Origin of the sequence: Pseudomonas gessardii, from assembly GCF_001983165.1 — a bacterium.
GTDB classification, from domain to species: domain Bacteria; phylum Pseudomonadota; class Gammaproteobacteria; order Pseudomonadales; family Pseudomonadaceae; genus Aquipseudomonas; species Aquipseudomonas gessardii.
The window spans coordinates 12,019-38,105 of record NZ_MNPU01000008.1 but is presented as its reverse complement, the minus strand read 5'-3'; the positions used below and the strand labels follow the sequence as shown (position 1 = coordinate 38,105).

13 protein-coding genes are annotated in these 26,087 nt (G+C 63.7%); 6 read left to right on the top strand and 7 right to left on the bottom strand.

Annotated features, from left to right (window positions below):
• Positions 1 to 6 precede the first annotated feature (6 nt).
• The 5 genes from nagA (at position 7) to BLL38_RS08130 (ending at position 12,281) form a co-directional block, all read left to right on the top strand.
• A complete protein-coding gene (nagA, locus tag BLL38_RS08150) occupies positions 7 to 1,113 on the top strand; it encodes an N-acetylglucosamine-6-phosphate deacetylase (protein ID WP_076962100.1) in 1,107 nt (368 codons plus the stop codon).
• Entirely contained in the window at positions 1,106 to 2,116 is a 1,011-nt protein-coding gene (locus BLL38_RS08145) for an SIS domain-containing protein (RefSeq protein ID WP_076962099.1), read from the top strand. The genes nagA and BLL38_RS08145 overlap by 8 nt, the downstream gene beginning before the upstream one ends.
• A 36-nt stretch (positions 2,117 to 2,152) precedes the next feature.
• Complete coding sequence (gene ptsP, locus BLL38_RS08140) at positions 2,153 to 4,663, top strand: phosphoenolpyruvate--protein phosphotransferase (protein ID WP_076962098.1); 2,511 nt, start codon at positions 2,153 to 2,155, stop codon at positions 4,661 to 4,663.
• 26 nt (positions 4,664 to 4,689) lie between these two features.
• Positions 4,690 to 6,387: an N-acetylglucosamine-specific PTS transporter subunit IIBC gene (gene nagE / locus BLL38_RS08135; RefSeq protein WP_076962097.1), complete on the top strand. Its 1,698-nt coding sequence runs from the start codon at positions 4,690 to 4,692 to the stop codon at positions 6,385 to 6,387.
• Positions 6,388 to 6,557: 170 nt separating this feature from the next.
• Positions 6,558 to 12,281 (top strand): membrane-targeted effector domain-containing toxin, encoded by a 5,724-nt coding sequence (locus tag BLL38_RS08130; RefSeq protein WP_076962096.1) that lies wholly within the window; start codon positions 6,558 to 6,560, stop codon positions 12,279 to 12,281.
• 94 nt (positions 12,282 to 12,375) lie between these two features.
• On the opposite strand, the gene BLL38_RS08125 is transcribed toward BLL38_RS08130, so the two are convergent.
• Both BLL38_RS08125 and purL read right to left on the bottom strand, forming a co-directional pair.
• Entirely contained in the window at positions 12,376 to 12,687 is a 312-nt protein-coding gene (locus BLL38_RS08125) for a YqfO family protein (RefSeq protein ID WP_076962095.1), read from the bottom strand.
• Positions 12,688 to 12,691: 4 nt separating this feature from the next.
• Positions 12,692 to 16,588 carry a phosphoribosylformylglycinamidine synthase gene (gene purL, locus BLL38_RS08120; RefSeq protein ID WP_076962094.1) on the bottom strand — a complete coding sequence of 1,299 codons (3,897 nt, stop codon included), beginning with the start codon at positions 16,586 to 16,588 and terminating at the stop codon, positions 12,692 to 12,694.
• 276 nt (positions 16,589 to 16,864) lie between these two features.
• Between purL and mltF the strand changes: the two genes are divergently transcribed.
• Positions 16,865 to 18,322 (top strand): membrane-bound lytic murein transglycosylase MltF, encoded by a 1,458-nt coding sequence (gene mltF / locus BLL38_RS08115; RefSeq protein WP_076962093.1) that lies wholly within the window; start codon positions 16,865 to 16,867, stop codon positions 18,320 to 18,322.
• A 237-nt stretch (positions 18,323 to 18,559) separates the two neighbouring features.
• Here mltF and BLL38_RS08110 read toward each other — a convergent pair whose 3' ends face one another.
• From BLL38_RS08110 to treP, 5 genes are all read right to left on the bottom strand, one after another.
• Positions 18,560 to 18,844 carry a PTS sugar transporter subunit IIB gene (locus BLL38_RS08110; RefSeq protein ID WP_076962092.1) on the bottom strand — a complete coding sequence of 95 codons (285 nt, stop codon included), beginning with the start codon at positions 18,842 to 18,844 and terminating at the stop codon, positions 18,560 to 18,562.
• A 2-nt stretch (positions 18,845 to 18,846) separates the two neighbouring features.
• Entirely contained in the window at positions 18,847 to 21,375 is a 2,529-nt protein-coding gene (gene ptsP / locus BLL38_RS08105; RefSeq protein WP_076962091.1) for a phosphoenolpyruvate--protein phosphotransferase, read from the bottom strand.
• A 168-nt stretch (positions 21,376 to 21,543) separates the two neighbouring features.
• Positions 21,544 to 22,764 (bottom strand): maltoporin, encoded by a 1,221-nt coding sequence (locus tag BLL38_RS08100; protein ID WP_076962090.1) that lies wholly within the window; start codon positions 22,762 to 22,764, stop codon positions 21,544 to 21,546.
• Positions 22,765 to 22,837: 73 nt separating this feature from the next.
• Positions 22,838 to 24,484, bottom strand: a complete 1,647-nt coding sequence (treC, locus tag BLL38_RS08095; RefSeq protein ID WP_076962089.1) for an alpha,alpha-phosphotrehalase — start codon at positions 24,482 to 24,484, stop codon at positions 22,838 to 22,840.
• A gap of 119 nt (positions 24,485 to 24,603) precedes the next feature.
• The gene (gene treP, locus BLL38_RS08090) at positions 24,604 to 26,046 is read right to left on the bottom strand and encodes a PTS system trehalose-specific EIIBC component (RefSeq protein ID WP_076962088.1); all 1,443 of its coding nucleotides are present in this window, start codon (positions 26,044 to 26,046) and stop codon (positions 24,604 to 24,606) included.
• Positions 26,047 to 26,087: the final 41 nt, after the last annotated feature.

Below are 26,087 nucleotides of genomic sequence, written 5' to 3'. Positions count from 1 at the left end.
ACTGCCATGTCCGAAGACAATATCCTCACGCCCCACGGCTGGATCCGCGGCCGCCTGGTGCACCACAAAGGCAAGGTGACGGCCATCGAAGGCGTGCCTTGCGACCCAGCCGACAATGACCTGCCCTACCTGCTGCCGGGTTTTATCGACCTGCATGTGCACGGCGGCGGCGGCAAGGACATCATGGAAGGCAGCAGCGCCTTCGAGACCATCACCCGCACCCATGTGCGCTTCGGCACCACCTCACTGCTGGCCACCACCATGACTGCGCCGGTCGAGGAAATCTCCCGCGTACTCGGCGAACTCGGCCAGTTCTGCGAACAGCGCCCGGCCGGCAGCGCCCGGGTACTGGGGGTGCATCTGGAAGGGCCCTACATCAATCCGGGAAAACTCGGCGCACAGCCCAACTTCGCCCACACCGCCTTGATGGCCGAGGTCGAGCAATACCTGGGCCTGGCGCCGATCCGGGTGATCACCATTGCCCCGGAAATCGCCGGGCATGACGGCCTGATCCGCGCCCTCAGCCAACGCGGTGTGCGCATGCAGATCGGCCACACCCTGGGCAGCTATGAGGAAGGCGTCGCCGCCCTGGCGGCCGGCGCCACCAGCTTTACCCACTTGTACAACGCCATGAGCCCGCTGCATCACCGCGAGCCGGGCATCGTCGGTGCCGCGCTGGCCCACGCGACCTACGCGGAACTGATCCCGGACCTGCTGCACGTGCACCCCGGTGCCATGCGCGTGGCCTTGCGTTCGATTCCCTGCCTGTACTGCGTCACCGACTCCACCGCCGCCGCCGGCATGCCCGACGGCGAATACAAGCTGGGTAGCCACACCGTGACCAAATGCCTGGGCGGTGTGCGCCTGGCCGACGGCACCCTGGCCGGCAGCACCCTGACCATGGATCAGGCGCTGCGCAACCTGGTGAAAATCGGCCTGCCCATCAGCGAAGCCTCACAGCGCCTGTCGCAATTTCCTGCGGATTACCTGGGCCTGGAACAACGCGGCCGCCTGCACCCCGGCAGCTTTGCCGACTGCGTGCGCCTGGACCGCTCCCTGCACCTCACCGACGTAATGGTCGAAGGAGAAACCATTGACTTCAAAAATGCTTGAAGAGGCCCTGTCCTCCTGTGAGGCCGTCGCGGCCCAATTGCAATGCCTTGGCCCGCTGCTGGCCGAGGTCGCCGGGCGCCTGCGCCGCCAGCCGCCGCAAGTGGCGATGACCGTGGCCCGTGGCAGTTCGGACCACGCCGCCAGCTATTTCGCCTACCTGACCATGCAGCACGTGGGCGTGCCCGTGGCGTCGCTGCCGATGTCGGTGGTAACCCTGGCGCAGGCGCCGCTGAAAGTCAGCGGCCAGGTGGCCTTCGGCTTCTCCCAGTCGGGGCAAAGCCCGGACCTGGTCAACAGCCTGCGCCTGCTGCGCAAGCGCGGGGCCTTGAGTGTGTCGATGGTCAACGCCGAAGATTCGCCCCTGGAAGCCGCCTGCGAATTCCATGTGCCGCTGTGCGCCGGCCCCGAACGCAGCGTGGCCGCGACCAAGAGCTTTATCGCCACCTTGAGCGCCAGCGCCCAGTTGGTCGGGCACTGGAACCAGGAAGACGGCCTGCTCGAAGCCTGCCACGCCCTGCCCGCCGGCCTGCGCGAAGCGGCGACCCAGGACTGGAGCCTGGCCATCGACGCCCTGCGCGATTGCCAGCGCCTGATGGTCATCGGCCGTGGCGCCGGGTTTGCCATCGCCCAGGAAGCCGCGCTCAAGCTCAAAGAGACCTCGGCGATCCAGGCCGAAGCCTTCAGCAGCGCCGAAGTGCGCCACGGGCCGATGGCGCTGATCGATGACAACTACCCGTTGCTGGTATTCGCCCCGCGTGGCGCCGAGCAGCCGGGCCTGCTGAGCCTGGCCACGGAGATGCGCCAACGCGGGGCCCGGGTGCTGCTGGCCGCGCCCGACGATATTGCCGAACGCGACCTGACCCTCAGCCGCGCCGAACACCCGGCCCTGGACCCGATCCTGGCGATCCAGAGCTTCTATGTGATGGCTGCAGGCCTGGCCCAGGCCCGGGGCATGGACCCGGACCAGCCCCGCCACCTGAGCAAAGTCACCCGCACCCACTGAGTTGATTTCTGTCGTTTCCTGATGAGTACCGTGCCCATGCCCGACAATAATAATGACCTCACCCTCAGCGCCCCCCTCAGCGGACCGGTGCTGACCCTGGGCAACGTGCCTGACGAGGTGTTCGCCAGTGGCGCCATGGGCGACGGGATTGCCATCGACCCCCTCAACGACTGCCTGCATGCGCCGTGCGCCGGTGTGGTGATCCATGTCGCCCGTACCGGCCACGCCCTGACGATTCGTGCCGACAATGGCGCCGAGGTGCTGTTGCACGTGGGCATCGACACTGTGCAACTGCAAGGCGAAGGCTTTGCCTTGCTAGTCAAGCAAGGTGCGCGGGTCAGCAATGGGCAGCCCCTGGTGCGCTTTGACCTGGACCGCATCGCCCGCCAGTGCAAAAGCCTGGTCAGCCTGATCATCCTCACCAATGGCGAGCAGTTCGAGTTGCGCCCGGTGGCCGTCAAGACGGTCAAGGTCGGTGAAGCCCTGTTGCGCATCGTCGCGCGTCAGCCTGCCGCCGTGCAGTCTGTGTCCGACCACTCCCAGGCCCATGCCAGCGCCAGCGTGCGCATCACCCATCGCGGCGGCCTGCATGCGCGCCCCGCAGCCCTGATCCGCAAGACCGCCCAGGGTTTCAGCAGCCAGTCGCAGCTGCATTTCGCCGGTAAATCGGCGTCGTGCGCCAGCCTGATCGGCCTGATGGGGCTGGGCATTGGTGAGCAGGACGAGGTACAGGTCACCTGCCAGGGCAAAGATTGCGACGCGGCGTTGCAGGCACTGGTCGCGGCCCTGTCGGTCACCCCCGGCGAACACGTGCAGGCCCCGGTGATCGTCGCTGCGCGCCCGCTCCATAGCGAAGCGGGCGTCTTGCAGGGCGTGTGTGCCGCTCCCGGGCTGGTCTGCGGGCCGCTGTTGCGCCTCAATACCATCGAATTGCCGCAAGACCCGGGCAACCATGGGCGCGATGAGCAATTGCAGCGCCTGGACAGTGCCTTGGAACAGGTACGCGGCGAAATCCGCAACACCCTGGACCACGCCCGCCAGCGCAAGGCCGTGGAGGAAGAAGAGATCTTCGCCGCCCACCTGGCACTGCTGGAAGACCCGACCCTGCTGGAAGCCGCCACCGGCGCCATCGAGCAAGGCAGCGCCGCCACCCACGCCTGGCGCGATGCGATCCAGGCCCAATGTGCGGTGTTGCTGGGCTTGGGCAAGCCGTTGTTTGCCGAACGCGCCAACGACCTGCGGGATTTACAGCAACGGGTGTTGCGCGCCCTGCTGGGTGAGGCCTGGCAGTTTGAATTGCCTGCGGGCGCGATTGTCGTCGCCCATGAACTGACCCCCTCGGACCTGCTGCAATTGAGCGCGCAAGACGCGGCCGGTATCTGCATGGCCGAAGGCGGCGCCACCTCCCATGTGGCAATCCTGGCGCGGGGCAAAGGCTTGCCCTGTGTGGTCGCCCTGGGCAGTGAAGTCCTGGACGTGCCCCAAGGCCAACGGGTAGTGCTGGACGCCAGCAATGGGCGCCTGGAACTCATGCCGGATGAGGCACGGCACGCCCAGGTCCATCAGTTCCGTGACGCGCAACGGCTGCGCCGCCAGCAGCAACAGGCCCAGGCCCAGGCCGCCGCCAATACCCTCGATGGCGTGAGCATTGAAGTGGCGGCGAATGTCGCCTCCAGCAGCGAGGCGCAGCTTGCCTTTGCAAACGGCGCCGATGGCGTGGGCCTGTTGCGCACCGAGTTTCTGTTTGTCGACCGCCGCACCGCACCCGATGAGCAGGAACAGCGCCAGGCCTATCAAGCCGTCCTGGATGCCATGGGTGATAAGTCCGTGATCATCCGCACCATTGATGTGGGCGGCGACAAGCAGCTCGACTACCTGCCCCTGCCCGCCGAGGCCAACCCGGTGCTGGGCCTGCGCGGCATTCGCCTGGCCCAGGTGCGCCCGGAACTGCTCGACCAGCAGCTGCGCGCCCTGTTGCAGGTCAGCCCGTTGCAACGCTGCCGGATCCTGTTGCCGATGGTCAGTGAAGTCGACGAGTTGCTGCATATCCGCCAGCGCCTCGATGAGCTGTGCGCCGAACTGGAACTGACCCAGCGCCCGGAACTGGGAGTGATGATCGAAGTACCGGCCGCTGCGCTGCTGGCCGAGCAACTGGCCGAGCATGCGGACTTTTTGTCGATCGGCACCAATGACCTGTCCCAGTACACCCTGGCCATGGACCGCGACCACGCCGGCCTGGCCGCGCGGGTCGATGCCCTGCACCCGGCGCTGCTGCGCCTGATCGCCCAGACCTGCGCCGGGGCGGCCAAACACGGGCGCTGGGTCGGCGTGTGTGGCGCCCTGGCCTCTGACCCGCTGGCTACTCCCGTACTGGTCGGCCTGGGGGTGCTGGAGCTGTCCGTCAGCCCGCCGCAAATTGCCGAAATCAAAGACCGCGTGCGCCACCTCGACGCCGCGCAATGCCGGCAACTGAGCCAGGGCCTGCTCAACCTGAGCAGCGCCAGGGCCGTGCGCCAAGCCTGTCAACAGCACTGGCCGTTGAGCTGACAACAACAAGAAAAAGGAGACTCGCCATGTACCAACTGTTTATCGAAGGCCTGCAACGCCTGGGCCGTGCGCTGATGCTGCCCATCGCCATCCTGCCGATTGCCGGCCTGCTGCTGCGCCTGGGTGACACCGACCTGCTGAACATCGCCGTCATGCACGACGCCGGGCAAGCGATCTTCGCCAACCTGGCGCTGATCTTCGCCATCGGCATCGCCGTGGGCTTTGCCCGCGACAACAACGGCACGGCCGGGCTGGCCGGGGCCATTGGCTACCTGGTGATGGTCTCTACCCTCAAGGTGATGGACAGCACCATCAACATGGGCATGCTCGCCGGGATCGTCAGTGGCCTGATGGCCGGGGCGCTGTACAACCGCTTCAAGGACATCAAGCTGCCGGAATACCTGGCGTTTTTTGGCGGGCGACGCTTTGTGCCGATTGTCACCGGGTTTTCGGCGGTGGGCCTGGGGGTGATCTTCGGGCTGGTCTGGCCACCGGTGCAGCACGGTATCAATAGCTTCGGCGTACTGCTGATGGAAAGCGGCAGCCTCGGCGCCTTTGTATTCGGCGTGTTCAACCGCTTGCTGATCGTCACCGGCCTGCACCATATCCTCAACAACATGGCCTGGTTTGTGTTCGGCAGCTTCACCGACCCGGCCACCGGCGCGGTGGTCACCGGCGATCTGACCCGCTACTTTGCCGGCGACCCCAAAGGCGGCCAGTTCATGACCGGCATGTTCCCGGTGATGCTGTTCGGCCTGCCTGCCGCGTGCCTGGCGATGTACCGCAACGCCCTGCCGGAACGGCGCAAGATCATGGGCGGGATCTTCCTGTCGATGGCCCTGACCTCGTTCCTGACCGGGGTCACCGAGCCGATCGAATTCGCCTTCATGTTCCTCGCGCCATTCCTGTACCTGCTGCATGCGCTGCTCACCGGCCTGTCGATGGCGGTCACCAACCTGCTGAATATCCACTTGGGCTTTACCTTCTCCGGGGGATTCATCGACATGGTGCTGGGCTGGGGCAAGTCCACCAATGGCTGGCTGGTGTTCCCGGTGGGCCTGGCTTACGCAGTGATCTACTACAGCGTGTTCAACTACTGCATCCGGCGCTTCAACCTCAAGACCCCCGGGCGTGAAGATATCCAGGTGGTGCAGAGCGAGGCCCTGACCGACAACCAGCGCGCCGCCGCCTATATCCGGGCCCTGGGCGGTGCCGACAACCTGCTCAGCATCGGCGCCTGCACCACGCGCCTGCGCCTGGACATGGTGGACCGCAACAAGGCCGTGGACGCCGAGCTCAAGGCCCTGGGGGCGATGGCCGTGGTCCGCCCCGGCAATGGCGGCAGCTTGCAGGTGGTGGTGGGGCCGATGGCCGACAGCATTGCCGATGAGATTCGCCTGGCCATGCCGTCGTTTGTGGCCACTGCGCCTGCGGCGGTTGCGCCGGTGGATAAGCCCGTGACGGTGAATGTGCAAGAAGCCGAGCAATGGCTGAGTGCCTTGGGCGGCCGAGGGAATGTCCACCGGCTGGAAGCGGTGGCGATAACACGGTTGCGTGTGCAACTGGGGGATGACTCGGCGGTGTCTGAAGCCCAGCTGACCGCGCTCGGTTGCCAAGGCATGAGCCGGCTGGATAACGGTGTCTGGCACCTGTTGATGGGCGACAAGGCGGCGGGGATGGGTCAAGCACTGGAGCGCTTGGTTAGCCGCCCGATCGACGCGTGATCGTCCCCACGCTCTGCGTGGGGACGCATCCTCTGACGCTCCGCGTCAGGAGCGGACGCAGAACGTCCAGAGCGTGGGAACGATCGGCGTACCGCTACTTATCTACCGCCCGGCCAAAGACACGCCTGCCCATGCTGTGGGTTCTAATCCCCAGCATGGAGAGCGTGCCTGTGAGCACCACACCCCAGGCCTTTGAAGGTATCAAGGGCCATCTCAACCAAATCGGGCATCACCTGCTCCAGGTCGAAGCAGCGCTATTGCCCGCACACAAACCCGCTGCCGAACTGGCCTACCTGGAAAAACTCAACGGCATCCTGACCCGTTACCGGCACCAGTTTCTGAGCAAGAGCCGGGCCCTTTATCAAGGGATAACCCAGGGCGATCTGCCCGCCCGGGTGGCGACCCTCAAGAGCACCCTCAATCCTTATCTGCTGGCGCTTGATCGCAACGAGCAGATCGACGGCAAGCCGCGCAAATCCTTCATGATCTTTGAAGCCGGTTTCACCGCCCTAGCCAATGAAACCGCCCTCAGCGCCCGCGACCGCCTGCTGCACCCGCAACAACAGGCCATGCTTGAGCGTGTCCCCCTAGGCAGCACGCTGCGCCCCGGCCTGTACGCCCTGAGCTTCGTTTATCAGGAACGGACTGTCGAACTGGCCGGCGCCTTTGTCCTGACCGAACACGCCAGCCCACGGGCTAGCGACCTGACCTCAGCCCCACCGGTGGGTGAAGTCATGTTGTTCACCCCTGCGCGGGGGATCGAATCCTTCGGCTCCCTGGCACAACTGAACACGCATTTGCTGCAAGCCATGGACGCGGTCGCACAGCGGCGTGCCTTCATGCAGCTGCTGCCTGTGCGTTATCGCGACATAACGCCTGGGGCAATCTGGCCGCTGGCACTGGCACCGATCCACGACAAACCGCTGTTTGAACACACCTACAATGCCCTGATCGACAAACGTACCCAGGACATCGAGCGGGCCTTGAGCCTGGTGGACAACCCCGGGCAGGACGCCGCTCAGTTGATCGACGCCCTGGACCATGCCATTGCGGCGGCCTTGCCCGACATCAGCGCGCGCCTGCAATGGCGCGCCCAGCGCTTGCTGGAACGCCACCTGCGCCACAGTGCGCCGGACTGGTACCGCAGCGCCAGCGAAACCCGCCGCGCCCTGCTGGCCGAACACCTGGCGGGCTATAACGACGCCCGCCAAGCCCTGCTGGACCTGCTGGGCCCGGTCACCACCCCGCAAACCCTGGCCCGCTATCAACTGCTCGAACGCTTGAGCGATGAACTGGATATCCACGACCTGGCACCGGAGCATCTGGAGGTCAACACCCGGCGCTACGTAGATCCCATCGGCGAGTACGAGCATGTCCGCACCCTGGTCGACCTGGCCCTGCGCGGACTGCAAGCCGGCGATGCCCTGACGGGCTCGGACTTCCTGAACAAAACCACGCTCACCTATCAAGGCGCGCCGCTGCCCAAGGCCTACGAGGAGCTGACTCCTGCCTGGCTCGCACAGCTGATCGGCACCCTGCAACCGCGTATCGACTTTGCCGATGCGCAACAACAGATGCACGCCAAGCCCGCCGTCAGCCTCGCGATTGAACGGATGCTCGACCAGCGGATCAACGCGCTGGCCTACACCGCACTGCTGCAAGGGCACCTCAGTGAGGATGACTTTCAATTGGTGCAGCATCTGCGCCAGGGCACCGACAGCCGCCTGAGCGCCGCGACCCTGTCGCTGCATGAAGCCCAGTTGCAAGACCTGTGGGTACTGCGCCAAAGCAATGCCCACGGCGCGGTCATCCGCTTGCTGCTGTGTACACCCGAGGCACCACGGGAGCAGCAATTCCAGGTGTTCGACAGTGAAATCGCCTGCCAACGCCACATCCTTGGCTGGAGCCTGGACAACGGCACCCGACAGCCTCCGGGCACCCTCACCGACTACCTGATCAAGCGGGTCGCCTTGCGGTTTCGCGAGGCCATGAAGCGGGTCCTGAGCGGCCTGAGCTTCAAGTTTCACGACGAGGAATACAAAGAAATCCGCTTTGGCAATATCGGCAGCCACGCCGACTGCCTCAAGGCCATGTCAGCCCATGTGCTGGCGACCCGTATCGACGACTATGAGTTCAGCACGCCCAGTTGGTATCGCTCCACCAGCGCCGACAACCGTCAGAACCTGATGAAACTGACCGAAGACAGCGAAGGGGCCTTGTACACCTATAACGACTTCCCATTGTCTGATGCACAATTCCCCAGCTTCACCCACTACCTGCATGAACAGGCCAAAAAACGCCTGAATCAGCTGCTGGGGCGCAGCCAGAACGATATCGACCCCGACACCGTGTGGGCCTTCTCGCCGCCGGCACTGATCGGCCAGGCGGCACAGCCCCTGACCTACACCCAGCTGTACCGCGACGGCTACGCCGACGGCGTGGGTTTTATCGACGAGAAGTTCTCACGCGCCGCCCGTTTCAAAGGCCCGCCAGGCGTTGATCTGAGCCCACTCACCGCCGAAAAGGTCGCCCGTTCGGTCACCGGCACCTGGGTCGGCCAGCACTACATCAACGAGGTCAGGGCCCGGCTGCTGAACACCGGCAGCGCGGACTATGACCTGCGACGCAATGCGACCCTGAGCATCACCCAGCGCCAGATGCAGAACGCCGCGCTGGAGTGCCGGCTGCAAGGGGATATCGCCACGCCCGACTGGGAATGGCTGCAGCGCAGTATCGCCAGCATGGACAGTACCGCCACAGAAACACGCGCCACCTACGCCATCCATCGCCTGCTGGTGGACGGCGAGTGGGTGATGGGCAATTTCCTTTTCAGTCACGCCGGGTTCCCTACCTTGCTCTATACCCCCAACGCCCCGGACGGCATCAACTTCCGTGAAGCACGGTTGTTCAATTACCTGCTGAAAAAAATCCCCGGCATGGTGGCCTACTTCACCTTGCGGGTCGGCGCGCCGTCCCAGGTCCGGGTCCGTGCCTTCCTTGAGGAGGCCAAGGCACAACTGCCCGAGGACCTGAACAAAACCGACGCCAGCCCGGCCCGCTATGACACAACCCGTGCACAGCCGCCCCTGCTGGATCTGCGTCGGGCACTGTATGACATGAAGCTGCAGCGCAAGATCGATGACGTTGAAGGCACCACGCTCAATCGCACTCAGATGATTACCGGGATCCTGTGGAACTGCGTGGAGTGGGTCACCGCCATTGCTACTGCGCCGTTTCCCATCCTCAGCCTGAGCCTGGGCATGCTGCTGGCGTTCAAGGACGGCATGCTGGCCCTGAACGCCTATCAACAAGGCGATACGAGTGCCGCCGTGGAACACCTGATCGGTTATGTGCTGAACAGCGCCGGCGCGGCGTTCACCGACCTGCGTCCGGCATTGGTTTCCCTTAGACAGCTTGCAAGACCAGCCCTGCGCGAGGTCGCCAAGAGCGCCGCTGCGACGAGCGAGGTCCTGAAGCTGGTGCATCCCCTGCAACCCCAGACACTTGCGCCGGCAGACATGCAGGCAGTGCTGTTCGATGGCGAGTTGCTTTGGGCGAAAAACTCCCCGGACCCGATCGGACGGTATTTGCTGTACCGACTCGATCCGCCTACCGGCAAACTGATCTCCACCACTCGCGTGGCGGCACCTGATGCGCAAGGGGTGTGGCGCCGCACCGGCGTCACCGGTGGCGCGCCCAAGTATGAAAAATTGCCCGACACACCGGAGCCGCTCAAGCCTTATGAGATGCCGGCAAAGTACGCCAACAAACTGGAACTGGTACTCGACCCGGATGTGCGCACCGGGCTACTGCGGCGCTCGGAGTGGGATTTCGGCTCGCAAGACGTGATCCTGGGAAGCGCCGCCATTGAACTCAAATCCCTGCGCACCGCCTACCTGCAACAGGTCGAACGCCTGGCCAGCGACGCCCAGGACTTTTTCAAGGCTCTTGACCCGTTGCCGGCCCGCGCCGAGCTTGCGGCCCTGGACGTCAGCACGCCGTTTGCACAACTGCTCGCCAGCGATGCCTTCAGCGGTAACAAGAACCTGGTCATTGGCGCGGTACCCGGCTCCATCGCCAGCAAACAGCTGCTGGTCACACAAATGGACGCGTTGATCAGCAAAGGTTTCAAGCACCTTTATATCGAGTACCTGCCCGGTGATGTATTTCGTCCAAAACTGGAGAAGCTCAACAGCGGAAAATCCTGGCAGCACATCGAACGGCACCTGAAGACCGTCGACAAAGCCTTTGGCTTGGCCGAGGACGCCGAGTACTCCTACGTCGCCCTGGTACGCAAGGCTCAGGAAAAGGGCTTTAAGATCAAGGCCCTGGATGCCTCAACCTCCTATTGGCTGGACGACGCCCTGCAAATGGGCGACACCCCACCGACGACACCACGCGGCAACAGCATCAGAAACTATTACTCCCACAAGGCCATTCAGGCCAATGCCCTCGACGAGCAGGATGAACGCTGGGTTGCCCTGGTGGATCATTCCCGACTGCGTACTTTCGAGCAGACGCCTGGCCTGGCGGACTTAGAGGACGCAGTCGCGTTGCGCGTGGTGGATGTGGGCGCGGACCAACCCGTGGGCGTGTGGGTCGACACCCCCAGCGCCCTGGCGGGGGATGCGCTGCCCAGGGGCGATTACCAGTGGGCAATGCAGACCCCATACAAAGCGCCCGAGCCGCCAGCATCGTCCAGCGCAGCAGCTGCGGTGGTGACACATTACGACGAATACGACATCGCCCCTCCTCTCAGGGACAGCATCGCTCGTCAGACCGGAGCACGGCATGGCCTGGACACGCGCTACTTCCCGCAGAACCCGGAGCATCAGGAAGCCTTCAGAGCGTTTCTGAGCACCCGGGCCCGCCTGAGTGCGGATGCCAGCACTTACCTGGACAGCCACGTGCCACCGGCCAGGCCCGAGCCAGCCGTCCTCGGCCTGCCAAAAACCCCGGAGGCGCTGCTGGAGAAAATCCGTCACAGTGAGTTTTCAGGACTGGTGATCGGTGAAGGGCACAGTGCGCAATCGAGCAAACGCTTGCTGCGCGACTACATGGGGACACTCAAGGAGCTGGAGTTCAAGACGCTGTATGTGGAGCACTTGCTGACCGATATGCACCAGCAAGAGCTGGATCTATTTGTGCAGACACAACGGCTGCCGGATAACCTCAAACGTCACCTCGCGCAACTGGATCGAGGCCATATGCCGGGCTACAAAGGCAGCGATACCTACACCGAAGTGATCCAGATCGCGGCACGGCACGGCATGCGCATCCGCGCCCTGGACTGCACCGCCAGTTACCACATCAAGGGGTTGGGGGACGCGGACGTCTCACGCAACCAGCTGTTCAGTTACTTCGCCTCCAAGGTAATCGAGGCCGACCAGGCCGCACACGGACCGCACAAGTGGGTGGCCTTCGTGGGCAGCGCGCACACCAACACCCACCTGAGCGTGCCTGGCCTCGCGCAACTGCAGGGGGCGGTCAGCCTGCATGTCCGGGACACCGCCCCGGCGCTGGCGCAGAATATTCGAGCGGGTGCCTGGGAGACGGTTTCCGAAGGGATCAGCCCTTACACCAGGGCCTTGCGCAGCGACTTCATCCTGGACGCCGGCGTTGCCGGGATCCAAGCCCCGGCGCCCTTCGTCGCGGTGGACAGGGCACGCCTGAACCGGCCCGGCCTGTTCCTGATCGAACGCCCGTCGCCCTCGCAGAACCACTTGCTGCATCGCTCGCGCAGCGGGGAGATCGTGTCGACACCGATCAAGGTCGACAACAACGGCCTGTTTTATGTCGAGCGCTGGGAGCCGATGCAGGGCAAGCGGTTCAGCTACGAAAACATGTTGATCAATGCGTTGAAGGCTGAAGTGGGGTTGATGCCCGCCCCTTGAACCATTGAGGCTTTGATATCGAAGCCATGAGCGCCAACAAAAAACCCGCTGGCCAAACTGGCCCAGCGGGTTTCTTGTCTTGACCGCCTGCGGATCAGAAATCCGCCAACTGCCACACTTCATAAGCTGGTGTTTCATACGGGTGGCTGCGCTTCAACGCGGCCACAACGGCCACAATCAACTCATCGGCCACCACCAGCTCAACCTTCCATTCCTCGACCACTTCAACCTGGCCCACCTGCCCGATAAACGGCTGGCTGCCGTCCAGCGCGCGGAACTGGCCCTGGCCCAGCACTTGCCAGGCGCAGCGGTCGTAGTTGCCGATGCGCCCGCCGCCAGCGTTGAGGACGGCGGTTTTCACCGCCTCCACATGGCTGTCGGGCACAAAGAAGGCAAGCTTGTACACGGCCTTAGTTCACCCACACGCGAGCGTTACGGAACATGCGCATCCACGCGCCGTCTTCGTTCCACTCTTCGGGGCGCCACGAGTTCTGCACGGCACGGAATACACGCTCCGGGTGCGGCATCATGATGGTCACGCGACCGTCGCGGCTGGTCAGCCCGGTGATCCCGCGCGGCGAGCCGTTCGGGTTGGCCGGGTAGCTTTCGGTGACCTTGCCGTGGTTGTCGACAAAACGCAGGGCCACGGTGCCGGACAGATCGGCTTCCAGCAGGGCTTCCTCGCTCTCGAACTCGGCATGGCCTTCACCGTGGGCGATGGCGATTGGCATGCGCGAACCGGCCATGCCTTGCAGGAAGATCGAGTTCGACTCCTGCACCTGCACCATGGCCACACGGGCTTCAAACTGCTCGGAACGGTTACGCACAAAGTGCGGCCAGAACTCGCTGCCCGGGATCAGTTCGCTGAGGTTGGACATCATCTGGCAACCGTTGCACACACCCAGGGTGAAGCTGTCGTTGCGCTCGAAGAAGCCCTGGAACGCATCGCGGGCACGGCTGTTGAACAGGGCCGACTTGGCCCAGCCTTCACCGGCCCCCAGCACGTCGCCGTAGGAGAAACCACCACAGGCCACCAGGCCTTTGAACTCGTTGAGGTCGACGCGGCCGGCGAGGATATCGCTCATATGCACGTCGATCGCATTGAAGCCGGCACGGTCGAACGCCGCCGCCATTTCCACCTGGCCGTTGACGCCCTGCTCACGCAGCACGGCAACCTGTGGGCGGATGCCTTTCTTGATGTACGGCGCGGCGATGTCCTGGTTGACGTCGAAGCTGAGCTTGGTGCTCAGGCCCGGGTTGTCTTCTTCCAGGATCACGTCGAATTCCTGCTCGGCACAGTCGACGTTATCGCGCAGGCGCTGGATCTGGTAGCTGGTCTCGGCCCACTGGCGTTGCAGCAGGCGGCGCTGGCCTTCAAACACCGTGTCGCCGTTGAACACGATGTTGATCACGCCGTTGTTGATCGGCTGGCCGACCACGGCCACGCAGTCGCCCAGGCCAGCGGCGCTGAACTGTGCAAGCACGTCCGGGGTGGCGTCCTGGCGTACCTGGATCACCGCGCCCAACTCTTCGTTGAACAGGATGGCGGCGATATCGGCAGACGTTTCCGCCAGGCCGTCGAGGTTCAGGCTCAGGCCGCAGTGACCGGCAAAGGCCATTTCCACGACGCTGGTCAGCAAACCACCGTCGGAACGGTCGTGGTAGGCCAGCAGGTGGCCGTCGGCATTCAGGCCCTGGATCACGGCGAAGAAGGCTTTGAGGTCTTCGGCGTCGTCGACGTCCGGGGCCTGCTTGCCGAGCTTGCCGTGGGTCTGGGCGAGGATCGAGGCGCCCATGCGGTTCTGGCCACGGCCCAGGTCGACCAGGATCAGGTCGGTGGTGCCCTTGTCCATGCGCAGTTGCGGGGTCAGGGTCTGGCGGATATCGGTGACCGGCGCAAAGCCGGTGACGATCAGCGACAGCGGCGAGGTGACGCTCTTGTCGGTGCCTGCATCGTTCCAACGGGTGGCCATGGACATGGAGTCCTTGCCCACCGGAATGGTGATCCCCAGTTCCGGGCACAGCTCCATGCCGACCGCCTTGACGGTGTCGTACAGGCGCGCATCTTCACCCGGGTGGCCGGCAGCGGACATCCAGTTGGCCGACAGCTTGATATCCGACAGCTTGCCAATGCGCGACGCGGCGATGTTGGTGATGGTTTCGCCAATGGCCATGCGGCCCGACGCCGGGGCGTCCAGCAAGGCCAGCGGGGTGCGCTCGCCCATGGCCATGGCTTCACCGGTGTACACGTCAAAGCTGGTGGCGGTCACGGCAACGTCAGCCACCGGCACCTGCCATGGGCCGACCATCTGGTCACGGGCCACCAGGCCAGTGATGGTGCGGTCGCCGATGGTGATCAGGAAGCTTTTGCTCGCCACGGCCGGGTGGTGCAGCACGCGCTCGATGCTGTCGGCCAGATCCAGAGTGCTTGGGTCGAAATCATCGCCCAGCTCGGCTTCACGTACCGCCGAACGGTGCATGCGCGGGGCCTTGCCCAGCAGCACTTCCAGGGGCATGTCCACCGGGCTGTTGCCGAAGTGGCTGTCGGTCACGGTCAGTTGCGGCTCGGCCGTGGCTTCGCCGACCACGGCAAACGGGCAGCGCTCGCGCTCGCAGATGGCCTGGAAGCGCGCGAAGTCTTCAGGGCCGACCGCCAGTACGTAACGTTCCTGGGATTCGTTGCTCCAGATTTCGTGCGGGGCCATGCCCGGCTCGTCGTTTGGAATGTTGCGCAGTTCAAAACGGCCACCACGGTCGCCGTCGTTGACCAGTTCCGGGAAGGCGTTGGACAGGCCGCCGGCGCCGACGTCGTGGATAAAGCTGATGGGGTTCTTGTCACCCAACTGCCAGCAACGGTCGATGACTTCCTGGCAACGGCGTTCCATTTCCGGGTTTTCACGCTGTACCGAAGCAAAGTCCAGGTCGGCCGAGCTGGTGCCGGTGGCCATGGAGGAAGCCGCGCCGCCGCCCAGGCCGATCAACATCGCCGGGCCGCCGAGCACGATCAGCTTGGAGCCGACCAGGATCTCGCCCTTCTGCACATGCTCTTCACGGATGTTGCCCATGCCGCCGGCCAACATGATCGGCTTGTGGTAACCGCGCACTTCATCGCCATGGGGGGTGGTGATGGACTGCTCGAACGTACGGAAGTAGCCGGTCAGCGCCGGACGCCCGAATTCGTTGTTGAACGCGGCGCCGCCCAGCGGGCCTTCGATCATGATGTCCAGCGCAGTCACGATGCGCTCAGGCTTGCCGTATGGCACTTCCCACGGTTGTTCAAAGCCCGGGATCTGCAGGTTGGACACGGTGAAGCCGGTCAGGCCCGCCTTGGGCTTGGCGCCACGGCCGGTTGCACCTTCGTCGCGGATCTCGCCGCCCGAGCCGGTGGCGGCGCCCGGGAACGGGGCAATCGCGGTCGGGTGGTTGTGGGTCTCGACCTTCATCAGGATATGCACCGGCTCCTGCACCGCGCCGTACTGGCGGGTTTCAGGGTCCGGGAAGAAACGGCCGGCGACGCTGCCGACGATGACCGAGGCGTTGTCCTTATAAGCCGACAGAACGCCTTCGCTGTGCATCACGTAGGTGTTCTTGATCATGCCGAACAGGCTTTTTTCCTGGCTCTGGCCGTCGATATCCCAACTGGCGTTGAAGATCTTGTGGCGGCAGTGCTCGGAGTTGGCCTGGGCGAACATCATCAGTTCGATGTCGTGGGGGTTGCGCTGCAAGCCGTTGAAGGCGTTGACCAGGTAGTCAATCTCGTCTTCGGCCAGGGCCAGGCCCAGTTCGGTGTTGGCCTTCTCGAGGGCGGCGCGGCCACCGCCAAGCACGTCAATCGCGGTCAACGGCTTGGGTTCGGCGTGGCTGAACAGACCGGCGGCCTGTTCCAGCTGGCCGACGATGATCTGGGTCATGCGGTCGTGCAGGCTGCTGGCGATCAGCTCGGCCTCGGCGTCGCTGAACTGGCCAGCCACGTAGAAGGCGATCCCGCGTTCCAGGCGCTGGATTTTTTCCAGGCCACAGTTACGGGCGATATCGCTGGCCTTGCTCGACCAGGGCGAAATGGTGCCGAACCGTGGCAGGACCAGGAACAAGCGGCCGCTCGGCTCTTGAACGGGAACGCTGGGGCCGTACTTCAGAAGGCGTGCCAGCACTTGCTGTTCGTCGGCGGTCAAAACGCCGTTAACGTCGGCGAAGTGAGCAAATTCAGCATACAGGCCAGTGACAGCTGGAACCTTCTGGCTCAGTTGCTCAAGGAGTTTGCTGTGGCGAAAGGCAGAAAGGGCAGGAGCGCCGCGCAGGATCAACATCTTCGGGACAGCCTCGGGAAGGGGGTGTGCTTTGAGGCCGTGCATTCTAGCGTAAACCTGCGCCAACGGCACCCGAAACGGTGCCACTGGCCGCTGCCGAACGTCAGTTGGCACAGATTGCTCGGTAGCGGGACGATCCGGCGCAGTTATTTTAGCCCGCACAATCGCGCCCCAGGCCACGTTTCTGCGGGCTACAGCACAGTTTCGCCAGCGCTAGCAGACAACGCCCATGCTGTCGAGATATGGCGCCGTGGGCCGTTTGCGTATACTGCGCAGATGTTCTCCCCAACTGCTTTGCGCCCGCGATGCGCCAAATGGCTCATCGCCACCGGACTCTTCCTGCTGCTCAGCGCCTGTGTTGATAAGCCCAGCACGCTCGAGCGAATCAAGGAGGATGGCGTATTGCGGGTGATTACCCGAAACAGCCCGGCCACCTATTTCCAGGACCGCAACGGCGAAACCGGTTTTGAATACGAACTGGTCAAGCGCTTTGCCGACGACCTGGGGGTCAAGCTTGAAATCGAGACCGCCGACAACCTCGACGACCTGTTCGGCCAGTTGGGCAAACCCAACGGCCCGGTACTTGCAGCCGCCGGCCTGGTCAGCAGCGAACAGCGCAAACAGCAGGTGCGGTTTTCCCATCCGTACCTGGAAGTCACCCCGCAGATCATCTACCGCAACGGCCAGTCCCGCCCCACCAACGCGGCCGACCTGGTGGGCAAGAAGATCATGGTGCTCAAGGGCAGCACCCATGCCGAGCAATTGGCCGCGCTGAAAAAGCAGAATCCTGCGATTGAATACGAAGAGTCCGACGCCGTTGAAGTGGTCGACCTGCTGCGCATGGTCGACGAAGGGCAGATCGACCTGACCCTGGTCGACTCCAATGAAGTGGCGATGAACCAGGTGTACTTCCCCAACGTGCGGGTGGCCTTCGACCTGGGCGACGCCAGCAACCAGAGCTGGGCCGTGGCCGCGGGCGAAGACAACAGCCTGCTCAACGAGGTCAACAGCTACCTCGACAAGGTCGAGAAGAACGGCACCCTGCAGCGCCTCAAGGATCGTTATTACGGGCATGTCGATGTACTGGGCTATGTCGGCGCCTACACCTTTGCCCAGCACTTGCAGCAGCGCCTGCCCAAGTACGAGAAGTTCTTCAAGACCTCGGCCAAGGAAGAAAAGGTCGATTGGCGGCTCTTGGCAGCCATTGGTTACCAGGAGTCGCTGTGGCAACCGGCGGTCACCTCCAAGACCGGCGTGCGCGGCCTGATGATGCTGACCCAGAACACCGCCCAGGCCATGGGCGTGTCCAATCGCCTGGACGCGCGGCAGAGTATCAAGGGGGGCGCCAAGTACCTGGCGATGATCAAGAGCGAATTGGACGACAAGATTCTCGAACCTGATCGCACCTGGTTTGCCCTGGCGGCCTACAACGTCGGCGGGGGCCACTTGGATGACGCACGCAAGCTGGCGCAAAAGGAAGGCCTGAACCCAAACAAATGGCTGGATGTGAAGAAAATACTGCCGCGCCTGTCGCAGAAGCAGTGGTACAGCAAGACCCGCTACGGTTACGCCCGGGGCGGCGAGCCGGTGCACTTCGTGGCCAACATCCGCCGTTACTACGACATCCTGACCTGGGTAACCCAGCCGCAGTTGGAAGGCAACCAGGTGGTGGAAGGCAACCTGCATGTGCCGGGGGTGGACAAGACCAAGCCGCCGGAAGCCCCGCAGTTGTGATGATCGCTCCCACGCTCCGCGTGGGAATGCATCCAGTGACGCTCCGCGTCACCGGAGCGGACGCAGAGCGTCCACGGCGGCGTTCCCACGCAGAGCGTGGGTACGATCAAGACACCCCGCAGTTGTGATGATGATCGTTCCCACGCTCCGCGTGGGAATGCATCCAGTGACGCTCCGCGTCACCAGAGCGGACGCAGAGCGTCCACGGCGGCGTTCCCACGCAGAGCGTGGGAACGATCAGAGGCCGGTCAGCAGGTGCACGGTCCCGCCCGCCAGCACCATCACCGCCGCAATCCCCGCCGCCTTCAACGCCACCTCATCCACCCGTGTCGGGTCCTGTAGTTGCACGCGGATGCGGGTCAAGGCCACCCGCTGCTGTGACTTGAGATTACTCGCCCCACCCAACGCACTCAGCACCGCCGGCGCCAGCATCGCGTCAGCCGGCGGCTCGACAATCGCCGTTTCCGCCACCAGGTCCGGGGTCAGGGCTTTCCAGAATGCCCGCTGCAATTTCTCCAACATATTCAGTTCTCCACAACCCATGAGGTTTCCACAGTCGCCGCGTGGTATTGGTTCAAGGCTTCGCGCACCTGGGCGGCCTCTTCCAGGTTCAACACCTGGCGAGCGATCAGTTGGCAATCCGCCAGGTTCAGGTCACGCACCGTGGCCTTGATGCTCGGGATCAACGGCACGCTGACGGACAGCTCATCCACCCCCAGCCCGATCAGCATCGGCACCGCCAGCGTTTCGGACGCCAGCGCGCCACACACCCCCACCCACTTGCCATGGGCATGGGCGGCCTTGACCGTGGTGGCGATCAGGCGCAACACCGCCGGGTGAAAGCTGTCGGCCTGGCTGGCCAGGCGCGGATGGTCACGGTCCATGGCCAGGGTGTATTGGGTCAGGTCATTGGTGCCGATCGAGAAAAAATCCACATGGGGCGCAAACACATCCGCCATCAAGGCCGCCGACGGCACCTCGATCATGATCCCCAGCTTCGGCAGCCTGGCAAGCCCCAGGGCCGTCGCTTCCTCTTCCAGGATCTGGCGCGCCTGGCGCAGCTCCGACAACAGGCTGACCATCGGCAACATGATATGCAGCCGCGCCAAGCCCGCGCTGGCAAGGATTGCGCGCAACTGCTCGCGCAACAGTTCAGGACGCTCCAGGCACAGGCGAATCCCACGCAGGCCGAGGAACGGGTTGGTCTCGGCCGCCATCGGCACATAGGCCAGGGGTTTGTCGCCACCGACGTCGAGGGTGCGCACCACCAGATTGCGCTCAGGGCCCAGGGCACGGGCAATGGCACTGTAAGTGCCGGCCTGCTCCTCGGGGCTGGGCGCGCGGTTGCGGTCCAGATAAAGGAACTCTGAACGCAGCAGGCCAACGCCTTCGCCGCCAAGGCTTAGGGATTGCTCGACCTCCTGCAATGAGGCGACGTTGGCGGTGACTTCAACGTGATGACCGTCACGGGTGACCGCTGGCAAGGCAGCCTGGGCCACTTCACGCTGACGTCGCAGCATCTGCTGTTGACGCGCCGCCTCCAACTGTTCGATCGCGGCCAGGTTCGGCGCCAGGTGCAGCTCGCCTTTGTCGGCATCGAGCAGCACCTGCTTGCCGTTGACCAGCGCCAGCACCTGCGCCGGCGCCCCACACAGGGCCGGCAGGCCCAGGGCACGGGCGAGGATCGCCACATGGCTGGTGGCACCGCCGCCGACGGTGACAAACCCCAGCACCTTTTGGGTATCCAGGCTGGCGGTTTGCGAAGGGGTCAATTGTTCGGCAATCAGGATCGCGCGTTCGGGCAGGTCCCAAGCGTGCTCCGGGATCCCCAGGATCAGTTTGAGTACGCGCTGGCCGACATCGGCCAGGTCCGCCGCACGCTCGGCGAGCAAGGCATTGCCCAGGCCCTGGAGCATTGCGGCAGTGGCCAGTGTGGCGCGGTTCCAGGCAAAGGCGGCACTCTTGCCTGTGGCGAGCAGGTCATGGGCGTGCTCCAGCAGGGTCGGGTCGTCGAGCAACTCCTGATGGGCGCGGAAGATCTCGGCCTGGGCACTGCCCTGCGCTTTGGCTTGCAGGGTTTGCAGCGCCTGGGTGGCCGCCAGCAGGCCGCGGTCCAGGGCGGCACGCTCGAGCGCCTCTGCGCCGCCGGTTTCAGGAATAGCCAACGCGGGCTCCGCCACCTGCACCACCTGGCCAAATGCCGAACCGGGCGATGCACATACGCCACGCAATACCGTCGCCGACGACAGCGGCGCGACCGCTGCAACCCCCTCGGCCATCCCCACAACGGTTTCGCCACAGCCCGCCACCAACAACGCGACCAACGCCTGGATCGCCGCCGCCGCATCCGGCCCCGCCGCACTGACTTGCAAGGTATCGCCTCGCACCGTTTGCAAGCCCATGATCGCCACCAGGGACTTGGCGTTGGCGCTCTGGGTTTGCTTGTGCAGGCAGATGCTCGCCTTAAACCCCTTGGCCGCCTGGGCCAGCACCGCCGCCGGGCGCGCATGCAAACCGTTGGCATTGGGCAGCGTCAGGGGCTTGGAGAACAGGGCATCGCCCTCCTCCTCGTCATTGGCGGCGCGGACTAGCGGTGCCACACGCAGCAACGGTTGCCCGGTTTCCACCAGGCCGGCGTCCGTCGCCAGCAGCACAAATGGCTCGCCGCTGACCACCAGCATCAGGGTCAGCAGGCTGCGGGCATTGAGCGCGATAAAGTCGGCATCAAATTCGATCAACGGCTGCCCCGCCTCGACCCGCTGGCCTTCCTCGACCAGCCGGGTGAAGCCCTTGCCCGCCAGGTTCACGGTATCCAGGCCGATATGCATCAGTACCTGCACGCCATGGTCGTCGGTGACGCTGACCGCATGCCCACTGTCCTGGATAGTGCTGATCACCCCGGCCAGCGGCGCGCAGAGAGTCTGCGAAGTGGGATCGATACACACGCCGTCGCCAATCAGGCGGCTGGAGAACACCGGATCCGGCACCTGGTCCAGGGGCAACAGCACACCCGCCAGGGGCGCCAGCAGTTCCAGGGGTTGAGTTGTGGTCATGACATCACCTGCTGTTGGGTTCTGTAAAAAACATGGGGCTGACTTAGTTCCAAATGTGGGAGCGGGCTTGCTCGCGATGGCGGCATGCCAGCTGATGCATTCGGTGGCTGATACACCGCTATCGCGAGCAAGCCCGCTCCCACATTTAGCTCACCTATAGCCAAGGGCCTATTTCCACCAGTATTCGACCTGCACACCGAAATTGGAGCCGTGCCGCGCGGTGCCGTAGGAGCCGCTGTCGGACAACGCCGAGCCCGCCGCCAGTTCATTGGCCGCGCGCTTGGCCGCTTCGTTCCAGGTGGCATAGGTGTAGTACAAACGCACCTCCGGCCGCGCCCAGAAATCCGGGCCCTTGGGCGACCAGGTCGGGGCGAAGGTGAATTTGCTGAGTTTGCGCGTGCCACCGCTGGCGTCGACCTGATCATGGCCCAGTTCGGCGACCAGCTTGAACTGCTCGCTGATGGCATAGGCCGGGCGTACACCGAGGGACATCCAGGTCTGGTCCTGGCTGCCGGGGCGCACGTCTTTCTGGTACACCGCCTCGACCTGGCCGCCAAAACGCGGGGTCACCTGCCAGTCGAAAAACTCCACCGCGCGGTAGCTTTTGCTGCTGCGCTCCAGGGCGGTATTGCCGGTGTAACCCAGGCCGGTGCCCGGTCCTTCGCCGTACTGCAGGGCGAACTTGTTCCTGCCCCCCAGAAACGGCTTTTGCACATGCTGGGCGGTCAGGGCCCAGCCACTGTGGGTGTCGCGCCCGCCCGCCGGTTCAATGTAGCTCAGGCCCAGCTCCAGCTCGCCGCCGGGGTTGGTCTTGAAGCCAGCGACGTTGAAGTCGTGACGGGTGGCATATTCCTTCTGGTACAGGTTGTCCTTGCGCGACAGGGCGTAGCTGTATTTCAGATCGCCGATCAGCACGTCCTCGATACCGCCGCCGGTGGCGCTCTGGTTCCAGTAGTAGAAGTCGGAAATATGGATGTCATTACGTTTGTAGTAGCGCCGACCGGCCCACAACGAGCCGCCGTTGAGGCTGGGCATGTTCGACCACTGCGCATACATCTGCGGCATGCGCGCCGAACCGTTGTCCTCGCCCTGGAACTTCAGCTCGCGGTCATACTTGTTGTACAGCGAGGCCATGGCATCCACGCTCAGCACCGAGCCGTCGTCGAGGGTGAACAGGTCCTGGCGCAATTCCAGCTCGGCATATTGTTCGCATTCGTTGCCCAGGCGGTATTTGGATGGCGCGCCCGGCAGTTGGAAACATTGCTGCGGGCCGCTGCCGGTCGAGGTGCCGGCGCCGCTGCGCAGGTAGCCGGCAAATTCCAGGGCATGGGCCGCCAGGGGCAGGGTCAGGCAGGATGCGACGAGGCCCAGCTTTATTGTTGTTTTCATGAAGCGCTCCATTATTTTTTCTTATTTTTTCCCTGTCGGAGCCGGTAAGCCGGCGCCTGAACAGGGGGGTGTTTCAGTCGGTCAGGTGCAGCACAAAAGACTCGTAAGGACGCAAGATGACCGTGTCGGTGCGCACCGGGCAGTCGGGGTAGTTGCTGATCAGCAGGCGTTGCGCGCTCGCCGAGCTAATCACGTTGTGAGGCAGCTGGATTTCGCAGGGCTGGCCGTAGAAGTTGTTCAGCACCAACAGGCGCTCGCCATGGCCTTCACGCAGGTACGCCCAGACCTTGTCGTGGTCTTGCAGCAGTTGGCGGTAGACACCTTCTTGAATCAGCGGCTCAACGCGCCGCAAGGCGATCAGCGCACGGTAGTGATGCAGCACCGAATCCGGGTCATCCAGCTGGCTCTGGACATTGATCTGCGCCGCATTGGCCGGGATGCCGATCCACGGTTCTGCGCGGCTGAAACCGGCATGGGCCTGGCTGTTCCACTGCATCGGCGTGCGGCCGTTGTCGCGGGATTTCTGCATGATCGCGGCCATGCTTGAGGCCTCGGATTCACCGGCATCGCGCTTGAGGCGGTAGATATTCAGGGTCTCCACATCGCGGTACTGCGAGATGGTGTCGAAGCCTGGGTTGGTCATGCCCAGCTCTTCGCCCTGGTACACAAACGGCGTGCCCTGGAGCAAGTGCAAGGCCGTGGCGAGCATCTTGGCCGAGACCACGCGGTACTCGCCGTCATCGCCAAACCGCGAGACCACCCGTGGCTGGTCGTGGTTGCACCAGAACAGCGCGTTCCAGCCGCCACCGGCCTGCATGCCCAGTTGCCAGTCGGACAGAATCTGCTTGAGTTGCAGGAAATCGAAGTCGGCCCGCACCCACTTTTGCAGGTTGGGGTAATCGACTTTCAGGTGATGAAAATTGAAGGTCATCGACAGCTCTTTCGACTCTGGCCGCGAGTAGCGAATGCAATGCTCCAGGCTGGTGGAGGACATCTCGCCGACGTTGATCAGCGCGTGGCCCTCGAATACTTCGCGGTGCATTTCCTGCAGGTACTCGTGCACGTTCGGGCCATCGGTGTAGAAGCGCCGGCCATCGCTGTCGTCTTCAGGGAAATCCGCCGGCTTGGAGATCAGGTTGATCACGTCCAGGCGAAAGCCCCCCACGCCCTTGTCACGCCAAAAACGCATGAGTGTGTAGACCTCGGCGCGCACCCTGGGGTTGTCCCAATTGAGGTCGGCCTGGGTGTGGTCGAACAGGTGCAGGAAGTACTGGCCGGTCTGCGCCTCGTATTCCCAGGCCGAACCGCCGAACTTGGATTGCCAGTTATTCGGCTGGTCGCGCCAGATATAGAAGTCGCGGTACGGGTTGTCGAGGCTGCTGCGCGCCTGCTGGAACCAGGGGTGTTCGATGGAGGTGTGGTTGACCACGATATCGAGCATCAGCTTGATGCCGCGCTTGGCCGCTTCGCTGATCAGCAGGTCGCAGTCGGCCATGGTCCCGTAGCTAGGGTCGATGGCGTAGTAGTCGCTGATGTCATAGCCATTGTCGCGCTGGGGCGAGCGCAGGAACGGAGTGATCCACAGGCAATCGACGCCCAGCCACTGGAGGTAGTCGAGTTTGTCCACGATGCCCAGCAGGTCACCGGTGGCGTTACCCGCATGGCTGTGGAAGCTTTTGGGGTAGATCTGGTAGATCACCGAGTGTTGCCAGTCTTGCATGGTGGGTTCCTTCAATTGAGTGTTGTAGCGGCCTTGCGGGCCTCATCGCGGGCAAGCCCGGCTCCCACAGTTGAAATGCATTCCTCTGTGGGAGCTGGCTTGCCTGCGATAGCGATCTATCAGGCGACGCGATAACCCGGCCGCACAATTTTCATGCTCAACCCACAGGTCAGCACAAACGGCACCACAATCGCGACGGCCATGCCGATCACAAAGCTTGGGATGTACTGCGGGATGATCGAGATAAAACCAGGCAAGCCGCCAACCCCGATGGCCGAGGCCTGGACCTTGTTCAGCGAGAGGAAAATGCTGCCCAGGGCCGAGCCGAGCAAGGCGGCATAGAACGGAAACTTGAAGCGCAGATTGACGCCAAACATGGCCGGCTCCGTGATGCCGAAGTAGGCAGAAATCGCCGAAGTCGACGCCATGCTTTTGTCTCGCGCATTGCGGCTCATGTAGAACACGCCGAGGGCCGCGCTGCCCTGGGCCAGGTTGGACATGACAATCATCGGCCAGATAAACGTGCCGCCCTGGGTCGAGATCAGTTGCAGGTCCACGGCCAGGAACATGTGGTGCATGCCGGTGATCACCAGCGGCGCATACAGCAGGCCGAAAATCGCCCCGCCCACCATTGGCGCCAGGTCAAACAGGGTGACCACGCCTTCGGTGATCAGGATGCCGAGGTGCCGGGTCACCGGGCCGATGATCGCCAGGGCCAGCACGCCGGTGACGACAATGGTGGTGATCGGCACGACCAGCAATTGGATGGCGTTCGGCACCCGCGCCCGCAGCCATTTTTCAATCACGCTCATGACGTAGGCGGCCATCAGGATCGGCAGGATCTGGCCTTGATAGCCGACCTTCTCGATCTGGAACCAGCCCAGAATATCGAAGTACGGCAGGCTCTGGCCGTCGAGCCCGGCCACCGCCTTGCCGTAGTTCCAGGCATTGAGCAGGTCCGGGTGCACCAGCATCAGGCCGAGCACAATGCCGAGGATTTCACTGCCGCCAAAGCGCTTGGCCGCCGACCAGCCCACCAGCGCCGGCAGGAACACAAACGAGGTGTTGGCCATCAGGTTGATCAGGCTCCACAGGCCATCCAGCTTCGGATAGGCCTCCAGCAGCGTCTGACCCTCGATGAACATGCCCTTGGCGCCCATCAGGTTGTTGATGCCCATCAGCAGGCCGGCAATGATCAGCGCCGGCAGGATCGGCATGAACACGTCGGAAAACACGCGGACCAGGCGTTGCATGGGGTTGGTCTTGTCGCCACCGGCTTTCTTCACGTCGGCAATGGTCGAGGCAGCAAGGCCGGTCTGTTGGCGCAGGGCGGCGTAGACCTTTTCTACCTCGCCGGGGCCGATGACGATCTGGAACAGACCGCCGGTAAAGAACGAGCCCTTGACCAGATCGACCTGGTTGAGCACCGCACTGTTGACCAGGCTCGGGTCCTTGAGGGCCAGGCGCAGACGGGTCACGCAGTGGGCCGCTTGTTCAAGGTTGTCGCTGCCGCCGAGGCTTTGGAGAATCTCGCGGGCGATGTTGGGGTAATCGTGGCTCATGCTTGGTCTTCCACTTTAGATTCTTGTTATTGGCAGCATGC